This window comes from Brevibacterium antiquum, from assembly GCF_016107655.1.
GTDB classification, from domain to species: domain Bacteria; phylum Actinomycetota; class Actinomycetes; order Actinomycetales; family Brevibacteriaceae; genus Brevibacterium; species Brevibacterium antiquum.
The window spans coordinates 153,069-170,313 of sequence record NZ_JABASX010000002.1; the positions used below are offsets into that span (position 1 = coordinate 153,069).

Here is a 17,245-nt window from a genome sequence, read left to right on the forward strand (position 1 = left end):
TGCTACCTCCGGGTCGTCGAGCGCGAACTCAGCGCGCTGAGATCGAGACGTCCGTCAAGGACGAGGCCGATGACCAGCCCGAGCCCGCCGCAGATGGCGACGATGAGGAACGCGAGGAAACCACCGAAGAACGCAACGATGCCCAGCGTCAGTCCGACGAACAGCCCGATGAGAGTTTTCGACATGTCAGTCCTTCGTCTCAGTTGAGTTCGACGGTGTCATCGGTGTTCTGCTGATCATCGTCATCGCCGGGGAGATGGACGTCAGCGACCTCGATGTTGACCTCGACGACCTGGAGGCCGGTGCCCTGCTCGACGGCACGGATCACGTTGCGACGGATCGCCTCGGCGACGTCGACGATCGACGTTCCGTACTCCACGACGATGGTGAGGTCGATCGCAGTCTGCTTCTCACCCTTCTCGACGGAGACTCCTCCGGAGACATTCGTCTGCGAGCCGGGGATGCGTTCGGCGAGGGCGTCGAAGGTGCGGCGTGCAGCATTGCCCATCCCGAACACGCCGGGGACCTCACGGGCGGCGATGCCGGAGAGCTTGGCGACGACGTTCTCAGCGATCGTGGTATTGCCCATGTCGGTCACGAGAGGGCTGCGAACCGAATCGTCGGTCCTGGGCTGCTGGGAAACGGTGGAGTGCTGGTCTTCTGGCATCTGTCTTCCTTGTTGCTTCGACGATCCTGTTGCGAGAACAGGCTAGTTATGAGTACAGACGCGCATGACCGACAAACCTCACGCATGATTGCGAAAGAATCTTCTCGCCGGTGAAGATCTTCTCGCCGGTGAAACAGGTTCGTCCCGACGTGGCGAACATGCTCACGGCGATTGCGGTCACATACGATGTGGATATGACAAGGCACGATGATCGCTTCGATATCGTCACCCTCGTTGTGCGCGCGAGAGAGGGCGATATCGACGCCTTCGAGGCGTTGGTTGACCGGTATGAGACGAAGCTCCTGCGATTCTGCCTGCGCACGCTCGGCGACCGGCAGGACGCGGAAGACGTCGTGCAGGACACGCTGGTGCAGGCGTGGAAATCGATGAATGCTCTGACCGAGCCGGCCGCTTTCGGCACGTGGATCTACCGTCTGGCATCGAACAAGTGCACCGACCTGCTGCGCAGGAGGATGGCCAGACCTTCGGACGCGCAGGATCCCGACGATATGAGCATCCACGCGGATGGGCGGGCTTCGGTTGAGAAGTCCGTCGAGGCGCGTACAGCTCTGCAGCATTTCTCAGACGTTCTCCAGACGCTCTCATCAGAACAGCGGGTAACGTGGGTACTCCACCAGATGGAAGGCCTCAGCTACGCCGAGGTGGCGACAACTCTGGGTATCAGTGAAGGCAGTGTGCGCGGCCGAATTCACAGAGCCCGCACTGCCATCATGGAGGGGATGGAAGGATGGACATGAACGAGCATGTCGGCTCCGGCTCTGAACCCGACCAGACGAGCGACGATTCCCAGCGGGAGTCAGACGCCCAACTTCGCGGTGTCATCGACGAATACATGAGCACGTTCCAACCCGAGCCCGAAGATACGGCCGGAGTGCGTGAGCGCATCCTGCAGCTGGTCAGAGACGATTTGTACCGGGGGCCCTCGACCAGTCTGCAGACACAGCAGGGACACCCGTTCTCGATCTCGACCGCTTCGGTGCGCTCAATTGTGCGCAATGCCGTTGATGCGGTGGACGGGATCCGAGCCCGCAGCGTCGACGTCGAGCCTGCCGGGGATCCTGAAGGGAGTGCGGCGATGGTGTCGCTGACGGTGGCCATGCGCGCCGGCATCTCCTTCGCCCCGACCGCCGAGGCGATCCGACGATCCGTATCCGCCGAGGTCCTGGCCGAGCTGGGGATCCCCGCGGCCCGGATCGATATCAATGCTGAGGATGTGTACGTTGACTGATCGTGGCGAGTCGAAGGACTCCAATCTCGTGTACAGCGGCAATGGCTCTGTCAACGGCAGCAACAGCGGTAAAGAGGTCGTGGAGTCGGCCCGGCTGGCTGACTCCGTGACCTCGATCGCCGGGGTCAGAGCCCTGGCACCGGGACTGCGTGATCTGGTCGCCACCGCCACGGCCAAGGTGCTGCGCCGCACCGGCGATGAGCCCGTGGGCGTTGACGTGACCCGGGGCGGTGATGGTGTGAAGGTGAGGATCGACGCTCACCTTGACCACACCCGTGCGGTCGCCGAGGTCGTCGATGAGATCTTCTCCGTCGTCGAGGCCGACATCGCTCGCGGGGCCGTGGAGGTCAGCGGACGGCTCGACATCGACCTGCGCGTCGTCAGCCGGGGGTAGTCGCGCGACCAGCCGTCGGCGACGGTGGGCGGCAGCTGGGACTGCCGATGGCAGTTGGGACCGCAGGTGATAGCTGGGACTGCGGGTGAATGTGAAGAGGCTCGGAATCCAGTGCTGGATTCCGAGCCTCTTCACACGCTGGGCGTGACTCGACAAGGGTCGAATCGTGCCTGAGTCAGATCATGATCAGGCTGCTTTGTCCTTCTTGCCCATCTTGTTGGTGATGAAGCCCCAGATGATGAGGACGATCAGCGCGCCGCCGATCGCACACAGCCAGGAGGACAGCGAGAAGAACGCATCCATCTGGACTCCGAAGAGTGCGCCTCCGATCCAACCTCCGAGCATGGCTCCGATGACGCCGATGATGAGTGTGGCGATGATGCCGCCGCCTTGCTTGCCCGGCAGAATCGCCTTGGCAATGGCGCCGGCAATGAGTCCGAGGATCAAATATGCGATGAAACCCATGAGGTTCACATCCCTTCTGAAGTAGCTGATGATCGGGCTTGTTGGGTGGAGCTGTCTCCCATGGTAGATCCGATTCTCACGGAACGTACAGCTTCGCCCGATCTTTTATGACATTGGTACAGACGTTCGCTCGGTGGAAACCTCACGTACGGATTCGATTCGAATGCCGTGATCCCCATCACCACCTCGGCGGGGGCAGCCAGAGCTCACCACCACCTCGGCGTGGGCAGCCGGAGATTCGCGACCACCTCGGCGGGGGAGGCCCTCTGATGGGAGGCGTGGGAGCCCGTGACAGCCTCGATGTGAAGAGGCCCTGGGCGTGTGTGACGGCCCTGGTCTGCGCAACGGCACTGGCCGTTTAGACTTGGGGGCATGACCGATAGTGCAGACACCCGCCGACAGTTGCTCGACCTCATCGACGAACTCGCTGTTGTTCGTGGCAAGGTGACCCTCTCATCTGGCAGGGAAGCTGACTACTATCTGGATCTGCGCAGGGTCACTCTCGACCATCGCTCCGCACCACTGATCGGTGATGTGGTGCTCGATCTCCTGGCCGCCGAGGGGCTGCTCGACAAAGTCGACGCCGTGGGCGGGCTGACGATGGGTGCCGATCCGGTCGGAACCGCCGTCATGCACCGCTCAGTGGTTCGCGGCACTCCGGTGGATTCGTTCGTCGTTCGCAAGGAGGCGAAGAAGCACGGGATGTCTCGTCGAGTTGAGGGCCCAGACGTCAAGGGCAAGCGGGTCGTCGCCGTCGAGGACACCTCGACCACTGGCGGTTCCGTGCTCACCGCGGTCGAAGCCCTCAAAGAGGCCGGCGCCGAGGTGGTGGCCGTGGCTGTGGTCATGGACCGGGACACGGGCGCCAAGGAGCGCGTCGAGGCAACAGGCATTCCGTATCTCACGGCGTTGACGACAAGCGATCTTGGGTTGGATTGAGACGTTTCTCGGAGCTTCACGGGTGGATCTCCACCCGTCGATCACCAGCTGGGACTCGACTGGCAATTCTGTCGTAATCGGGGTCCTGGTTTGAAACATCGTGGTCGATTCAACACGATAGATGAGACACTCCCACAGTACTGCTTCAGGAAAAGTAAGGATGACGCGTGCTCACACTGAAAGAGGTTTCCCTGCGCAAGGGAAAGCGAACTTATCTCGACGAGGTGAGTTTCACCGCACAGGCAGGCCGGATCACTGCAATCGTCGGAACCCGTTCGGCCGGCCGGACCGAGCTGGTTCGCGTCATCATGGGGCTGATCTCGCCCGATGAGGGCACCGTCAAGCTCGAGGACTTCGAGCTCGACTTCGGCGATCGTCAGAACTTCGGATATCTGCCCGCCGAGCGCGGCGGCTACCCGAACATGCGTGTGATCGATCAGATCGTCTACCTGGCGCGTCTGCACGGCATCACGCTCGGTGCCGCAGAGCGCAATGCGCTGACTCTGCTCTCGCGCCTCGAGCTCGCCGATCGCGGGTATGCACCGCTGAAGAACCTCAGCGGCACGGAGATCGCCCGCGTCGACATCGCAGCGACACTGGCCGCCGACCCCGATGTCGTCGTCATCGACGATGCCTTCTCCGGTCTCGACTCACAGTCAACCGAACTTGTGATGTCTCTCCTGCGCGCCCACGCCGCCTCCGGGGTGCCCGTCATCCTGGCCACCGACAATTGGGAGGCCGCGCAGACCCACGCCGACGATGTCATCGTCCTCAGCCAGGGCCGGACCAGCGTGTCCGGCAGCGTGGAAGAGCTGCGCTCGGACGTGAAGTACCGTGTGGAGCTTGCCGACGCCGAGGCGGCCGCCAAGACATTGGAGAGCCGCGCGGGCATCAGCGAGGTTGCGGTGCTCGATTCCGCAGACAACATCGTCAGCTTCCGGGCAGCCGATGCAGGCTCGGCCGCGCAGACCGTGGCAGCACTGAATGGTGTGAAGAGTTTCGAGAGTGTTCGCCCGACATTGGCCGAGCAGTACAAGGAGGCTTTGTGATGGCAGGCAAGGACGAAGGCCAGGACGGGGACACCCCGGAGCCGCAGGTGTCGAAGGGCACTGCGGGAGAGAACATCGATGATCTGGGCACACCCGTCGGCGACGACGTCGCGGTGACCGACAACGATGCAGACTCAACACAGGGCACAGGCGCGAAGTCGGCCGAGACCGCGAAGTCGGCGAAAAAGGCCAAGGGCGCGAAGCCCGCAGTGGCTGCCGACGATGCTGACGCAGTGGCTGCCGACGACGGGCTCGACGAGGTTCCGTTCGAACTTGCCGAGGACCGGCCATCGGCCGATGAACTTCCCGAGACCGGTCTGGTCTCCGAGTTCGTCGACGTGAACAGGCGTCAGGCCGCCTGGCTGGTATCGAACCGGGAGAGTACGACCGCATTGCGCAGTCCGTTCTTCCTGGTCACCGGTGCAGTCATCGTGCTCGGAATCCTTGCTGCGATCATCTCGGGCGTCGTCGCTGGATCAGACTCGAAGTCGGGTACTCCGAGCATGGCTATGGTCGGTGTGGGTGAGCAGGCTGCCATGTACGAGCAGCAGCTGGGCGTGAAGATCACCGACGCCAAGGACGCTCAAACCGCAGAGAAGCTGGTCAAGGAAGGCAAGGTCGACGCGGCCTTCATCCAGGACCCCAGCGGACAGGCACAGCCGACGATCATCGCCTTGGACGAACAGCCCGAGGCGCTGCTGGAGAAGCTGGCACCGAAGACTGAGGCCACTCTGCTGAACTCGCCGGCGGTCGGCGACGAGGTCGCCACTCCGCTGCTGTGGGCCATGGCAGTGTTCGCACTGCTCGTGGTGGCCACACTCGGCACCGCGCTCTATCAGAACCTGCGCCTGGAGAAGCGCAATCGGATCACCGAGATCATCGCCGCCACGATCCCCCCTCGCGCCTCGGCGTCGGGTCGGATCACGGGCATGCTGTCTCTGACAGCTGTCCACCTTGTCGTCGCGATCGTTGTGGCCGAACTAGGACTCTCCATCACAGGCAAGACCTCACTGGCGTTCGCCATGCTGCCCGGCCTGGGCTGGTTCGCACTGACGCTGCTGTTCACTGCGTGGGCGATCTACGCGCTCCTCGTCTGGGCATCGACGGTGTCCGGCAGCAAGGCGCGCAAGACCTTCGTCTCGATCATCGGCGTCATCACCGTGGCTGGCTTCATCGCACCCGTCATCGTGGGAGCATCGGGAACAGCTGCCAAGGTGCTGTCGTGGACTCCGTTCACCTCGCCGCTGGGAATTGCCGGACGTTTCTTCGGCAGCCCACCCGCATGGTGGGAGGGCCTCGTCGCCGCAGCCATTGCCGCCCTGGTCGCCCTCATCATCCACTCCTTGGCCAGCAGCGCCTACGTTCGCGCGGTGCTCACCGGCGGAGGACGCGGCGGCAAGACCGTGAAGATGAGCAAGCGTGCGCAGAAGGTCTCCGTCGGCTCAGCCGGCAAGAAGGCTGGTTCTCAGGACGTTGCCGCGGAATCGGACATTGATGCAGACTCTGACTCCGACTCAGACTCTGACTCCGTCTCGGACGACGGGATCGACTCGGACGCCGACGACACCTCGGCGAAGAAGACGAAGGTTGATGAGTCAACGGATGAAACCGATGACAAGAAGTGACTGAAGACAGCACGCCACAGGTAGGGGTCGGTCCGTGGACCGGCCCCTGGCCTGTGTCTGAGCACTTTGATCCCGAGCTGCTGGCTGAGGGCGACCGTCGCAATGTCGTCGACAGATACCGCTACTGGAAGCTCGATGCGATCGTCGCCGATCTCGACACGACACGGCACGAATTCCATGTCGGTGTGGAGAACTGGCAGCACGACCTCAACATCGGGTCGGTCGTCAGGACGGCCAACGCCTTCAACGCCGCCGCGGTGCACATCGTGGGCAGGCGGCGGTGGAATCGGCGTGGGGCGATGGTCACCGACCGGTATCAGCACATCATCCACCACCCGAGCATCGACGACCTCCTGCAGTGGTGCACCGACAATTCCGTACCGCTGATCGGAATCGACAACTTCCCGGACTCGGTGCCGTTGGAGACCTATGACCTGCCGCGACGCAGCCTGCTGCTCTTCGGGCAGGAGGGGCCGGGCCTGAGCGAGGAAGCGCACCAGGCGAGCACAGCGGTGCTGTCGATCGCACAGTACGGTTCGACCCGGTCGATGAACGCGGCCGCCGCTGCGGCGATCACCATGCACTCCTGGGTCCGCCGCCACGTCTACGACCAGCCGGTGGACTGAATCGGTTGCTGCGGACAGCATCGCAGCGCTGCGATGCCTCTGTCGGCGAGACTGCTCCCAACAGTTGGTAAGTTCGTCTCGATCCGGGCGCTTGGATCGCGACGAACTTACCAACCGTTCTACTTCACGTGCTCAAGCCGCGTCGTGCTGGAACACCACCACCCAGAATTCCATCCGACGGTTTCGCATTGTCATTGGGTCAGGCGTCAAAGTTCTGAGTCCCAATCTCAAGTTCGCGAGCCGAGTTCCACAACCAAGTGATACGTTCAGATGACCCTGGCTGAAAGGCGGTCCAAATAGCCCAGTTCCAGTGCCGTCAGTGCACTGACACTCTTGCGAAGGAGAACTTATGCATGCTGCTCGTCCACTAAAAATCGTCATCGCCTCAGCAGGTCGCCGTGCCCACTACATTGAGTGGTTTCGCAGTGCTTTGAGTTCTCAGGGAATCAGCGGAGAGATCATCGCGATGGAGTATCGAACTACCAGCCCGACGTTCGGACTCGCGAACAGAAACATGGTTGCTCCGGCCTATAACAGCCCCGACTACAGCGATTTCATTCGAGATTGGGTACGCGCCGAGCGGCCCGACCTTTTTCTGTCGCTCAACGACTACGAGAATCAGATTATGTCCGATGGATTAGCCGATGAGCTGCGGGAACTTGGCTGCAAGGTCGCCGCTCTATCCCCATTCGCCCAGTCAGTCGTACTCGACAAATACCGCATGGCTGCGGTTCTCGCTGAACACGGCCTGGCCACACCCATCACTCACCTTGGCAGCCACGCAACGTTGGTCAAAGGCGAACGGCCGCAAGGTCGGTTCGTCGTGAAGCATCGCTTCGGGAGCGGGTCTAGAGGCTTGCAAGTCGCCTCAGGCTGCGATCTCGAGGAAGCCGTGACCGAGTCCGCCAGAACAGCAATTGGAAAGCATGGCACGTTGGACGGCGGGAAGGTCGACAACGTCGTCGTACAAGAGCTGTTGCCCGGGACCGAATACGGCATCGACGGAATGTTCTCACTCGACGGGAGCGGAAGCTTGCTCGGAGTTCTCGCCCGGCGCAAAGACGTTATGCGGGACGGCGACACGGATATTGCGACCACTGTTTCAGCAGACAGGTTCGTACCGGCAATGTCGGGCCTGGGCGATCTTCTCAAACCGATCGGGCCCATCGATGTGGATTTTCGTGAAACTGCGGAAGGTCGTCCAGACATCATCGACATCAACCCCCGTCTTGGCGGAGGCTATCCCTATTGCCATCGTGCCGGGGCTGACCTCCCGGCGGCAATAGTCAGGACTCTCGCTGGTTTGGAAGACGAACCATCATTGTTGACATACCGTTTCGGGGTCACGACTGCACGACGAGAAGACTTTACAGTGGTGCACGAAGACGTGGACATGCCCGTAGGGAGCCGCTGAACTGCACTGCAGCAAGCTGACTTCTGAGCCGGGTTCGAGTAAATCGCATCTCCGTCAGCGTCGGCAGATCTGCTAGTGGACCTAACCGAGACAAAGAGCGCCCTGCTCTGGCAGCACTGGTGGTCATCGGCCGCGCTTTGGCAGCTAAACCAGTGCGACTCAGTTCTCACTGAGAATAGAACGAGCGCCGGGGATACAGTCGCAATGCAGTCCCCGGCGCTCTATCGCTGGCTCATCTGAGCTCGTCGGCCAGCCTCAGTTCAGGTCGGCCGCCTGGGGCTCGATGAGCCCACCGATCTCTGCCAGCTCGGCAGTCAGCGAATCGGCATCGTCGAAGGTGCGCGAGATGACGGTCAGGCGCTTTGCGTAATGACCGATCGGGTACTCCATCGTCATGCCGATTCCGCCGTGCATCTGAATCGACTCCTGGCTGATGGTGCGAGCCGACTGATCGATGATGATCTTGGCAGCGATGACATCACGGTGGCGGTCCTTCTCGGAGCCGGCTTCCTCGTTGGTGACAGCAAGACGTGAGTACAGGGCCATGCTGCGCGCATACTCGAGGTCCGCGTAGAGGTCGGCAGCACGGTGCTGCAGGGCCTGGTTCGCACCGATCGGGGCACCGAACTGCTCACGGGTCTTGAGGTACTCGGCGGTCATGGTCAGCGAGGCTTCCATGACACCGACTGCTTCGGCCATGATCGCAGCGTTCGCAGTGTCGAGCAGCTCAGCGACGACAGCATGTGCATCGGCAGCACCGAGGCGCTGGGCCGGTGCGTTGTCGAACTTCACGCTGGCGCTTCCCTGGCCGTCGGCCTGACGGTGAGTGACGCGGGAGACTCCGGTTGCCGTCGCAGCGACCAGGAACAATCCGAGTTCGCCATTCTCCGAGGCTGTGACGATGAACTGGTCGGCGACGTCGCCGCCGAGCACGCCGTTCTTCTCGCCACTGATCGTGAAGGCACCGTCAGCGCCCGCCGAGGCGGTGGTGGACGGAGCATCGACCGCGTAGCGCAGGCCGGGCTCGAGTGCCGCAAATGCGAGGAAGGTCTGGCCTTCGCACACGGAGGGCAGGATCTCCTGCTTCTGCTCTTCGCTGCCGGCGGCGGCGATCGCGTTGGCACCCAGCACTGCTGTGGCCAGGAACGGCTCGAGCACGAGTGAACGGCCGAAGGCTTCCAAGACCACAGCAACCTCGGCGAAGGTCATTTCTGCTCCACCGTAGTTCTCCGGGATTGCCAGGCCGAGCAGGCCCATCTCTGCGAACGCCTCCCACTTCTCGCGGGAGATGCCCTCTTCGCTGTGCAGAATGGCTTCGCGGGCTTGGGTGTCGTACTCGCTGCGCAGGTACTTGTTCAGGGTGCTGGCGAGTTCTTGCTGAATGTCGTTGAGTTCAAGATCCATTGTTGTCCTCTTCTTAAGTGTTCTGGGGTCGCAGAGAGACCTCAGAGACCAAGCAGTGCTTTCGAGATGATTCCGCGCTGCACCTCGGACGAGCCGCCGTAGATGGTGACCTTGCGGGTGTTGAAGTACGCGGGAAGGGCGTCGACTGCTCCGAGCGGAAGGTCCGAGAGTCCCTCGCCCTGAGCGCGGTCGGTGACGAAGTCCAGGCCCTGGGGACCGAGGACGTCGACGAGCAGCTCGCTGATGTCTTCCTGCAGCTGTGAGCCCTTGAGCTTGAGCACGGAGGAGCGTGGATCCGGCTTGTCAGATCCGGCGGCCTGAGTCGAGAGGATCCGCAACTGGGTCATCTCGAGCGCGGTGAGCTCGGCTTCGATCCGAGTTAGGCGGGCGGAGAACAGCGGATCGTCGAGCAAGGTGCCGCGTGCCGTCTTCGTGACCGCAGCGTAAGCCTTGGCACGGGCCAGGTTAACCTTCGAGCCGCCGATCCGGGCGATGCCTGTTCGCTCATTACCGAGCAGGAACTTCGCGTAGGTCCATCCCTTGTTCTCTTCGCCGACGAGGTTCTCGACGGGAACCTCGACATTGTCGAAGAAGACTTCGTTGACCTCATGGCCGCCGTCGATGAGCTGGATCGGGCGAACCGTGACTCCGGGCGTCTTCATGTCGATGAGCAGGAACGAGATGCCGGCCTGCTTCTTCACATTCGGATCGGTGCGGACCAGGTTGAACATCCAGTCGCCGTACTGGCCCAGGGTCGTCCACGTCTTCTGTCCGTTGACGATGTACTTGTCGCCGTCACGGACCGCGGAGGTCTTCAGCGATGCGAGGTCAGAGCCGGCATCGGGTTCGGAGAAGCCCTGTGACCACCAGATGTCGATATTGGCGGTGGCCGGAAGGAAGCGCTCCTTGATCTCCTGGCTGCCGAAGGTCGCGATGACCGGGCCGACCATGGAGACGTTGAAGGGCAGCGGCTGTGGAACGCAGGCCAGCTGCATCTCTTCAAGCCAGATGTGACGCTGTACAGGAGTCCAGTCCTGGCCGCCCCATTCGACGGGCCAGTTGGGTACGGCGAAACCGTGCTGATTGAGGATCCGCTGCGAAGTGACCATGTCCTCCTTGGTCAGCTCCTGGCCGGTGGCGACCTTGAAGCGCAGCTCCTCGGGGATCTCCGTGCGATAGAACTGACGCATCTTCTGAGCGAACTCGCGCTCCTCTGCATTCAGCAAGGTGTCCATGAAAACTCCTGATTGATCGTTCGGTAACTTAGCTCCAATAGTACGGTTCGGTGTTCGGGCTCACAAGTGGGGTAAGGGGTGAGCGCGACCGATGGCCGCGGAAGATCACACCGTGCGGTCGTCATCGATGATCCAGTCGTTCGAGGCGAGAGTCAGAGTGGTGCGGTTCGGGCGGGATCTTCGTGCCTGTTATCGGACATCCCTGAAGTCGTGCCTTTCTGTGACATTCGATCGTCTGGAATGTTACAACTCCTTAACATTGCGGTGCTGGAGGTCCAGTTGATCACGAAGCAGATCTAGAATCGAATGAGTACCGCCCCGTTTATCGGGAGCGATTAGCTAATCAAGAACAACCGGTTTGTCGCATAATCGAGCGATTCCACCAAAGCACACTCGAAATGCGCTCTTTGAGAGAAGTGAACGGGATGAATCTCGTGTCCCAAGAACCTCGCACATTCAATGTCGAATTGTGTGAGACTCTCCGCCGTTTCGGCGGGAGTGTGCGCCATCGTCAGTCGGTTCCTCTGGTCCGGAGCAGTCGCCTCAGCGCCGTTGTGCACCCGGCTGCTACTGTGGCGTGCCTGCAGCGCTGCAAGCACGCATCGACGCAGTCGGCCGCTCGAGGAACGATACTCGAGCGAGCGAGCGTGTCGAAGTGAAATCGGATACCGCCCTACGTCCATCGATGAGTGCTGTCAACAGCGGCAGTCAGGCACAGGTCGCGGAGATCACCAGAAACCTGGCGAAACCCGATGTCTATGGTTCGCTGGTCATCGGTGCCTCGGGAATGGGCAAGACCACTGTCATCAATGCGGTTGCTGCGAATGTGGACCCGGAGGTGCCCGTATTCCGTTTCCGCGGCTCAAACCTGATCGCTTCCAGGAATCTGGGCATCTTCGAAGTTCTGCTCTCGTGTGAAGTCGAGGCGAGCCACGAGATCGCGCCTGGCGCCGCGCTGTCGATCATCAGTCGGATATTCGAGCGAGAGCGCACTCCTGTTGTGATCATCGACAATGCTGATCGGGTCGATGAGCATTCCCTATCGATCGTCTCCCAATTGGCTGCCGCTGGTCGGATCAAGCTTGTGGCAGCGGCGGAGACGATCAGGCCTCCGGTTGATCTGCTGGCGGCCCTCTGGACAGCTGGCAAGGTCGCGCGCACGGATCTTGAGGGCCTTGACGGACCGGCCATCGCAGCCGTTGCTCGGGAGCTGGGGTATGAGCTCGATGATAGGAGGATCGCCGCTTACCGGGAGAGGTCCCGGGGCAACCCCCGGATGCTGAGAAAACTCATTGTCGGCAGAACCACTAAAGTCGCTTCCCGGCGTGGGGGCGACCATCGGGCACTGTGGAATGTGCTGCCGGCTCAGAAGCGGATTCTCGAAATGATCGCCATGGCTGGGGCGCTGCCCTATGAAGCACTGCGAAGCATGTATGAGCCGGAGCTCCTCGACAGTCTGGAGGAACGCGGAATCATCAGCATCACCAGAGGCAGGCGCGCCGAGGTGGCTGTGGTCGAACCTGCGGTCGCTCAGCACCTGCGTGACAGCGTTCAGCCCTCGCAGGGCCTGCAGCTGCTCAGGGACATCACACCTGTTCTGGAGACGACTCCCCTCGTTGGAGCTTCGCTGTTCGGGCAGGTGAGATGGACGCAGGACTGGGGCGTCCCAGTGGACTCGGTCAAGGTTCTCGGTGCTGCCATGTGGGCGAATGAACGGGGAGACTTCGCTGGCGCGATCGACGTGCTGCGTGATTCGAAATCTGAGGACCCCGAGATCCACCTCGAGCTGGCGCGTGCAGAACGCGGTCGAGGGGACACCGTGGAGGCAGAGCTGATCGTCGATCGACTGGTCTCCTCGCCCCAGGCGAGTCAGGGATCGGACAGATATCTCTCCCGACTGGCGTGCCTTGAGCTGAGATTGACCGATCCGCGTGAACCGCACACTCTGCGCACCGAATGGGTTCGTGATCGGCTGAAGAGCACTGTCGACACCGGCCGCTTGGATGTCACCCGAGCCCAGTTCGAGGTGCGCGGCGGGCGTTTGGAGGAGGGGCGGAAACTGTCCGAGCGCGTCTTCCGCGATCGCGACTGTCTGCCCCGGCACCGACAGCGTGCATGCTCGCTTCTGGGCCAGGTTGAAATAATGTGTGGCCGAATCGAGCGGGGGCTCGAGTACCTGGCTCAGGCCGAAATGATGTTCAGTCTGCCGGATACCACCAGCTTTGAGGTGGAGGACTCGGTGCCGCAGATCTTTATGGGTCGCTATTTGGCCGGAGACTGGGACCGTGCTCGTACGACCTTACGGCGACTGGTTCCCCTGCAGGCTGACTCGGCCTCCGTCACAGCACTTGTCGATTTGTGGACCGGACACATCACTCGAGCGCAGCAGACTCTGGACAAGGCCTTGGCCGATGCGACCGAGCGTGAGGACAACCGTGCTCTCATGCAGGCTGCCCTCCGCCTGGCCGAGGGGCTTCTGCGGATGCGTGAAACTTCGACTCGGCGTGCAACGACACCGGTGTCGGGCGATCGGACGACCCACCTTCGCAGGGGCGAGCGGATTCGCAGGGGCGAACGGTCCGGCGGCAGCAATGTCGCTGATGGCACGGAACCGACGCGCGGAGTTCCCAGAGCCGATTACGATTGGTGCCTTGACTTCCTTACCGACCTGCTCGAGCTCGAGGCCGAGGCGCTGACCAATCCTGCAAAGATCGCAGACGAGATGTACGGCCTTGGTGCGGAGGCTGCGGAGCGTGGGGCCCACACTCTGGCTGTCTACGCCTGGATGGAGGCGAGCCGGCACGGCAGTCCAGCGGCGCAGCTGAATCTGATCGATGAGGCTGAGAACGTGGACGGCGATCTTGGGCGTTTGGCGTCTGCAGTCGCCAAGGCCTGCCTCGGAGAAGACGACGGTGCAGAGATCAAAGCCGCAGATGAAGCGCTGAGCTTCGGTGCTGTCGTGATGGGCGCTGATCTGGCACGATCGGCACGTGACAGAGCTGTGCGGAACCACGATTCTGCCGCTGTCAAACATGCTCGGATCTTATTGGACTCGAGTCTGCGCGCGATCACCTTCGATGCTGGCGGTGCGAATCTGTCGGAGATACTCACCGCGATGGAGAAGCAGCTGGTGAACGGTGTGGCGGAGGGAGCCAGCAACTCGGAGCTCGGGGCTCGACTGCATCTTTCGGTGCGTACGGTGGAATGGCACCTCGGCCGACTCTATCGACGTCTGCACGTGAGCGACCGTCAAGAACTCAAGCAGATCGCACGGAGTCTGGCGTGACACGTCAACGGGCGTTCAGTCGCCCGCCGCTCTTCGGTCGCGTGGACGAGCTTCGAATCATTGAGGAATCGCTGAGTGATTCGTCGATGGTCGGCATCCTCATCGAAGGCGATATCGGCATGGGGAAGACATGTTTGGCGAGGGAGGTGCATCGGCGCCGAGGTGGGCAGGAGCACTGGCTGCGCGCCGATCGTGTGCTCAGTGAAATTCCGTTCGGAGTCTTCGCGATGATCGTCGACCTCGATGACCCAGGTGGTCTGCCAGGGCGAGTCATATCGGCGGTGACGGGGAATTCCCAGGTGCCGGCTGTATTCGTCGACGACGCTCACTATCTCGATGAGCACAGTCTCCGCATGCTCACACAGCTCGCGGCCAACGGCACGATCAAACTGGTGGCGATGACTCGCCACTCCGTGGTCGAAGGGTTCTGGCCGTTCGCTGACCTGGTAGACGAACAGGCGCTGACGCAGATGGTGCTGGAGCCGCTCGCTCAGGAGGACCTGCGTAACGCAGTCGAATACAGTTTCGACGGGATCGCCGCACAGGGCGTGCTCGACATCGTCGATTTTCACTCGGGGCGCAATCCCGGCAAGCTGCTGGAGCTCCTCGAATACTGCCGGAGGAAGAACCGCCTGCTGTCGCGGAATGGTGTGCTGTTGCTTGACGGACTCGACATCGATTTCGATGTACGGGCACGCGATTTCGCCCGCATCGATCTCGACCAGCATTCGACGGAGGAGAAGGAAGCTCTCGAACTTGTCGTCATGGCCGGTGAGATCGACATCGATCTGATGCTCTCGATCGGACTCGGGCCAGCAGCAGACCGCCTGGTCGACGGCGGTGAGCTGCGCATCCTCGGAGACACCGCCCGAGTCTACGTTGCACGCGAGCATCACTCGTCGGAGACGATTCGATACAGCGCCCCGATCGGCCGCAGCCGGAGGTGGTACGGCATAGTCCGCGACTACCCGGGCCATCCCAGTCGAAGGTCTCAGATGCTCAGAACGGAATGGGCACTGGGATGTGGGGTTGACGTGGACGAACGGCAGGTCATCGATGCTGCGATAACCGCGATCGAGACAGGTGACTGGCATCGAGCTCTGCGAATCATGTCCGATGTTCCGACTGATCGGCTGAGCGCTCACGAACTCTACGAGCTGGCGAGTCTCTATTGCAACGTCGGGCAGGTGGCGCTGGGCCTGGACCTGCTTGCCTATTGTCTGCATAAGGCGTGCTGTCCGGAACTCGTCATCACCGCGGCAGTGCTCTGGGCCAACCGCCAGGTCACCCACAAGTCGGTGGCAGTTGAGGCCGCCGACTTCCCAGCGGCTCTCGACAGGGTCGCTGCACAGGAGCGAGACTGCTCCACGGATGAGACCTGCCATCACAACGGTAAGAGGCAGGATCAGACGACGAGGGGATTCGCCGCTGGGGGTCTTGACGACGCGACCGCGCGAGCCTTGCTGCAGACCGTGAATTCCGTTGTGAGCACTCATGGTCAGCCGAACAGGGAGCTGCTGCACCGGCAGGCGCTCGACGTCTCTCTGCCGGATGCGTACCGATTGGGGGCATTAGTCGTCTGCGTATCTCTCGAGCTGGAGCAGGGGCGGATTGAGCAGGCGGACGAAATTATGACCCTGGTGAAACGCGAACTCCCCGGCTTGGGGATGGGAACCGTGGTGCTCAGAATGCTCGGCGCTCGGGTGCTGATGGAGCACGGCGATCTGAGTGCCGCTCGGAGATCACTGCAGATGCCGCAGTCGAGCGATATCGCCCATATTGCGTCTCAGAGCGGGACCAGCGACATGATGGCGGCAGAGCTTGCACTGCTCGAAGGCAACCTGGACGCGGCATTGCGATCGGCTCGGGCCGGTGTCGAGGCCCTGGAATACTGGGAGCAGCTTTCATTGCTGGCTGCGGCTCTGGGCGTGGCACAGTACGTTGCCACACTCAGCGGCGAGAGGGACTTGGCAGCGGGTTTCGATGCTCGGTTCGCCCGGTTGGCGCGCTTTGGTCTGCACCTCGAGTCCAGGCGCGCGCTGGTGTACACCCTCATCTCCCGGTGGCTGCGGACATCTGATCCGGAGTCCGAGAGGCAGCTGCGGCAGCTGCTCGACGATGCGGAACGGGACCAGGCATACGGCCTGTCCGCGCAGATCCGCTTTCTGCTGTTCCGCCACCTCGGGGAAGTCGATATTGAGGAGATGCGCCGTATCTCCGGATTGGGCGAGGGGCCAGCATTCCGAATCCTCGGGGCGGTGGGGGAGGCGCTGTGGACGAAAGACGCCGCGGCGCTGCTGAGGATCGCTGATGCCCACCGATCCTCTGCCCCTGACGTCGCTGCACGATGCGTGCAGATGGCCAAGGACCGCCTTCACCACCGCGGCAGCGTACCGTTATCGCGAGGATCCTACGACCTGTCCGTGGAGTTGACGGAACGGGAGCGAGAGATCTGCGGCTTCCTCGTCAAGGGAATGTCGAACGCTGAGATAGCCGCTCTGCTCGGAGCCGCGGTGAGGACGGTGGAAGGACATGCCTATCGCCTGTATCGAAAGCTCGGTGTCACCCGGCGTCATCAGGTCGCCGAGGCTTTGGCACGACTGAACATCGAGGCTGTGGGAGCCGCAAAGCAGGAGTCCGAGAACTCCTAGCCTCACACCGTTCATGAGCTCAGGTTGATGCGGTCGAAACACGGTCGACTGACGCAGTGCGCAGACTGTTTTCGGGAAACCGCAAAGATGGCGAATTCCATTCATGAGGTAGGCGTAGTGAAACTACTATGAGGTGGCATCGGGATGATCTGCATTGACCGCTGAAACCGGACTTAATGCGTCATTCTGAGTGAATATTCGTGTCATTGTGACAGCAATGCATTTCGGTGCGGGATAAATG

Annotated in this window: 15 protein-coding genes; 10 read left to right on the forward strand and 5 right to left on the reverse strand. The window is 61.8% G+C overall.

Annotation, left to right across the window (positions count from 1 at the left end):
• Nucleotides 1-2: 2 nt before the first annotated feature.
• Together JFC13_RS04015 and JFC13_RS04020 are read right to left on the reverse strand one after the other, a co-directional pair.
• Nucleotides 3-185, reverse strand: coding sequence for a DUF2273 domain-containing protein (locus tag JFC13_RS04015; protein ID WP_198395821.1), 183 nt, complete (start codon nt 183-185; stop codon nt 3-5).
• Nucleotides 186-199: 14 nt separating this feature from the next.
• The gene (locus tag JFC13_RS04020; protein ID WP_198395822.1) at nt 200-667 is read right to left on the reverse strand and encodes an Asp23/Gls24 family envelope stress response protein; all 468 of its coding nucleotides are present in this window, start codon (nt 665-667) and stop codon (nt 200-202) included.
• Between the two features lie 194 nt (nt 668-861).
• Between JFC13_RS04020 and JFC13_RS04025 the strand changes: the two genes are divergently transcribed.
• From JFC13_RS04025 to JFC13_RS04035, 3 genes are read left to right on the forward strand one after another with little or no spacing between them, the layout of a single operon-like run.
• Nucleotides 862-1,425, forward strand: a complete 564-nt coding sequence (locus JFC13_RS04025; RefSeq protein WP_198395823.1) for an RNA polymerase sigma factor — start codon at nt 862-864, stop codon at nt 1,423-1,425.
• Nucleotides 1,422-1,916, forward strand: coding sequence for a hypothetical protein (locus JFC13_RS04030; RefSeq protein ID WP_198395824.1), 495 nt, complete (start codon nt 1,422-1,424; stop codon nt 1,914-1,916). Before JFC13_RS04025 ends, JFC13_RS04030 begins: the two co-directional genes overlap by 4 nt.
• Nucleotides 1,909-2,310, forward strand: a complete 402-nt coding sequence (locus JFC13_RS04035; RefSeq protein ID WP_198395825.1) for a hypothetical protein — start codon at nt 1,909-1,911, stop codon at nt 2,308-2,310. The genes JFC13_RS04030 and JFC13_RS04035 overlap by 8 nt, the downstream gene beginning before the upstream one ends.
• Before the next feature lie 186 nt (nt 2,311-2,496).
• Here the strand turns inward: JFC13_RS04035 and JFC13_RS04040 are convergent, their stop codons facing one another.
• The gene (locus JFC13_RS04040; RefSeq protein ID WP_198395826.1) at nt 2,497-2,775 is read right to left on the reverse strand and encodes a GlsB/YeaQ/YmgE family stress response membrane protein; all 279 of its coding nucleotides are present in this window, start codon (nt 2,773-2,775) and stop codon (nt 2,497-2,499) included.
• Between the two features lie 372 nt (nt 2,776-3,147).
• On the opposite strand from JFC13_RS04040, the gene pyrE reads away from it, so the two are divergent.
• The 5 genes from pyrE (at nt 3,148) to JFC13_RS04065 (ending at nt 8,428) form a co-directional block, all read left to right on the forward strand.
• Nucleotides 3,148-3,714 carry an orotate phosphoribosyltransferase gene (pyrE, locus tag JFC13_RS04045; protein ID WP_198395827.1) on the forward strand — a complete coding sequence of 189 codons (567 nt, stop codon included), beginning with the start codon at nt 3,148-3,150 and terminating at the stop codon, nt 3,712-3,714.
• Between the two features lie 167 nt (nt 3,715-3,881).
• Nucleotides 3,882-4,763, forward strand: coding sequence for an ABC transporter ATP-binding protein (locus JFC13_RS04050; protein WP_198395828.1), 882 nt, complete (start codon nt 3,882-3,884; stop codon nt 4,761-4,763).
• The gene (locus JFC13_RS04055) at nt 4,763-6,388 is read left to right on the forward strand and encodes an ABC transporter permease (protein WP_198395829.1); all 1,626 of its coding nucleotides are present in this window, start codon (nt 4,763-4,765) and stop codon (nt 6,386-6,388) included. The genes JFC13_RS04050 and JFC13_RS04055 overlap by 1 nt, the downstream gene beginning before the upstream one ends.
• Nucleotides 6,385-7,014, forward strand: a complete 630-nt coding sequence (locus JFC13_RS04060; RefSeq protein ID WP_198395830.1) for a TrmH family RNA methyltransferase — start codon at nt 6,385-6,387, stop codon at nt 7,012-7,014. Before JFC13_RS04055 ends, JFC13_RS04060 begins: the two co-directional genes overlap by 4 nt.
• A gap of 349 nt (nt 7,015-7,363) precedes the next feature.
• The gene (locus JFC13_RS04065) at nt 7,364-8,428 is read left to right on the forward strand and encodes an ATP-grasp domain-containing protein (RefSeq protein ID WP_198395831.1); all 1,065 of its coding nucleotides are present in this window, start codon (nt 7,364-7,366) and stop codon (nt 8,426-8,428) included.
• A 255-nt stretch (nt 8,429-8,683) separates the two neighbouring features.
• On the opposite strand, the gene JFC13_RS04070 is transcribed toward JFC13_RS04065, so the two are convergent.
• Nucleotides 8,684-9,832, reverse strand: coding sequence for an acyl-CoA dehydrogenase family protein (locus tag JFC13_RS04070; protein ID WP_198395832.1), 1,149 nt, complete (start codon nt 9,830-9,832; stop codon nt 8,684-8,686).
• 41 nt (nt 9,833-9,873) lie between these two features.
• The gene (locus JFC13_RS04075) at nt 9,874-11,067 is read right to left on the reverse strand and encodes an acyl-CoA dehydrogenase family protein (RefSeq protein WP_198395833.1); all 1,194 of its coding nucleotides are present in this window, start codon (nt 11,065-11,067) and stop codon (nt 9,874-9,876) included.
• 655 nt (nt 11,068-11,722) lie between these two features.
• On the opposite strand from JFC13_RS04075, the gene JFC13_RS04080 reads away from it, so the two are divergent.
• Nucleotides 11,723-14,353 carry a LuxR C-terminal-related transcriptional regulator gene (locus JFC13_RS04080; protein WP_332839329.1) on the forward strand — a complete coding sequence of 877 codons (2,631 nt, stop codon included), beginning with the start codon at nt 11,723-11,725 and terminating at the stop codon, nt 14,351-14,353.
• Entirely contained in the window at nt 14,350-17,004 is a 2,655-nt protein-coding gene (locus tag JFC13_RS19800) for a LuxR C-terminal-related transcriptional regulator (protein WP_198395835.1), read from the forward strand. The genes JFC13_RS04080 and JFC13_RS19800 overlap by 4 nt, the downstream gene beginning before the upstream one ends.
• Nucleotides 17,005-17,245 lie beyond the last annotated feature (241 nt).

Coding starts and splice junctions, on each gene's coding strand:
- JFC13_RS04015 (WP_198395821.1), bottom strand. CDS start 185: ATGTCGAAAACTCTCATCGGGCTGTTCGTCGGACTGACGCTGGGCATC.
- JFC13_RS04020 (WP_198395822.1), bottom strand. CDS start 667: ATGCCAGAAGACCAGCACTCCACCGTTTCCCAGCAGCCCAGGACCGAC.
- JFC13_RS04025 (WP_198395823.1), top strand. CDS start 862: ATGACAAGGCACGATGATCGCTTCGATATCGTCACCCTCGTTGTGCGC.
- JFC13_RS04030 (WP_198395824.1), top strand. CDS start 1,422: ATGAACGAGCATGTCGGCTCCGGCTCTGAACCCGACCAGACGAGCGAC.
- JFC13_RS04040 (WP_198395826.1), bottom strand. CDS start 2,775: ATGGGTTTCATCGCATATTTGATCCTCGGACTCATTGCCGGCGCCATT.
- pyrE (WP_198395827.1), top strand. CDS start 3,148: ATGACCGATAGTGCAGACACCCGCCGACAGTTGCTCGACCTCATCGAC.
- JFC13_RS04055 (WP_198395829.1), top strand. CDS start 4,763: ATGGCAGGCAAGGACGAAGGCCAGGACGGGGACACCCCGGAGCCGCAG.
- JFC13_RS04065 (WP_198395831.1), top strand. CDS start 7,364: ATGCATGCTGCTCGTCCACTAAAAATCGTCATCGCCTCAGCAGGTCGC.
- JFC13_RS04070 (WP_198395832.1), bottom strand. CDS start 9,832: ATGGATCTTGAACTCAACGACATTCAGCAAGAACTCGCCAGCACCCTG.
- JFC13_RS04075 (WP_198395833.1), bottom strand. CDS start 11,067: ATGGACACCTTGCTGAATGCAGAGGAGCGCGAGTTCGCTCAGAAGATG.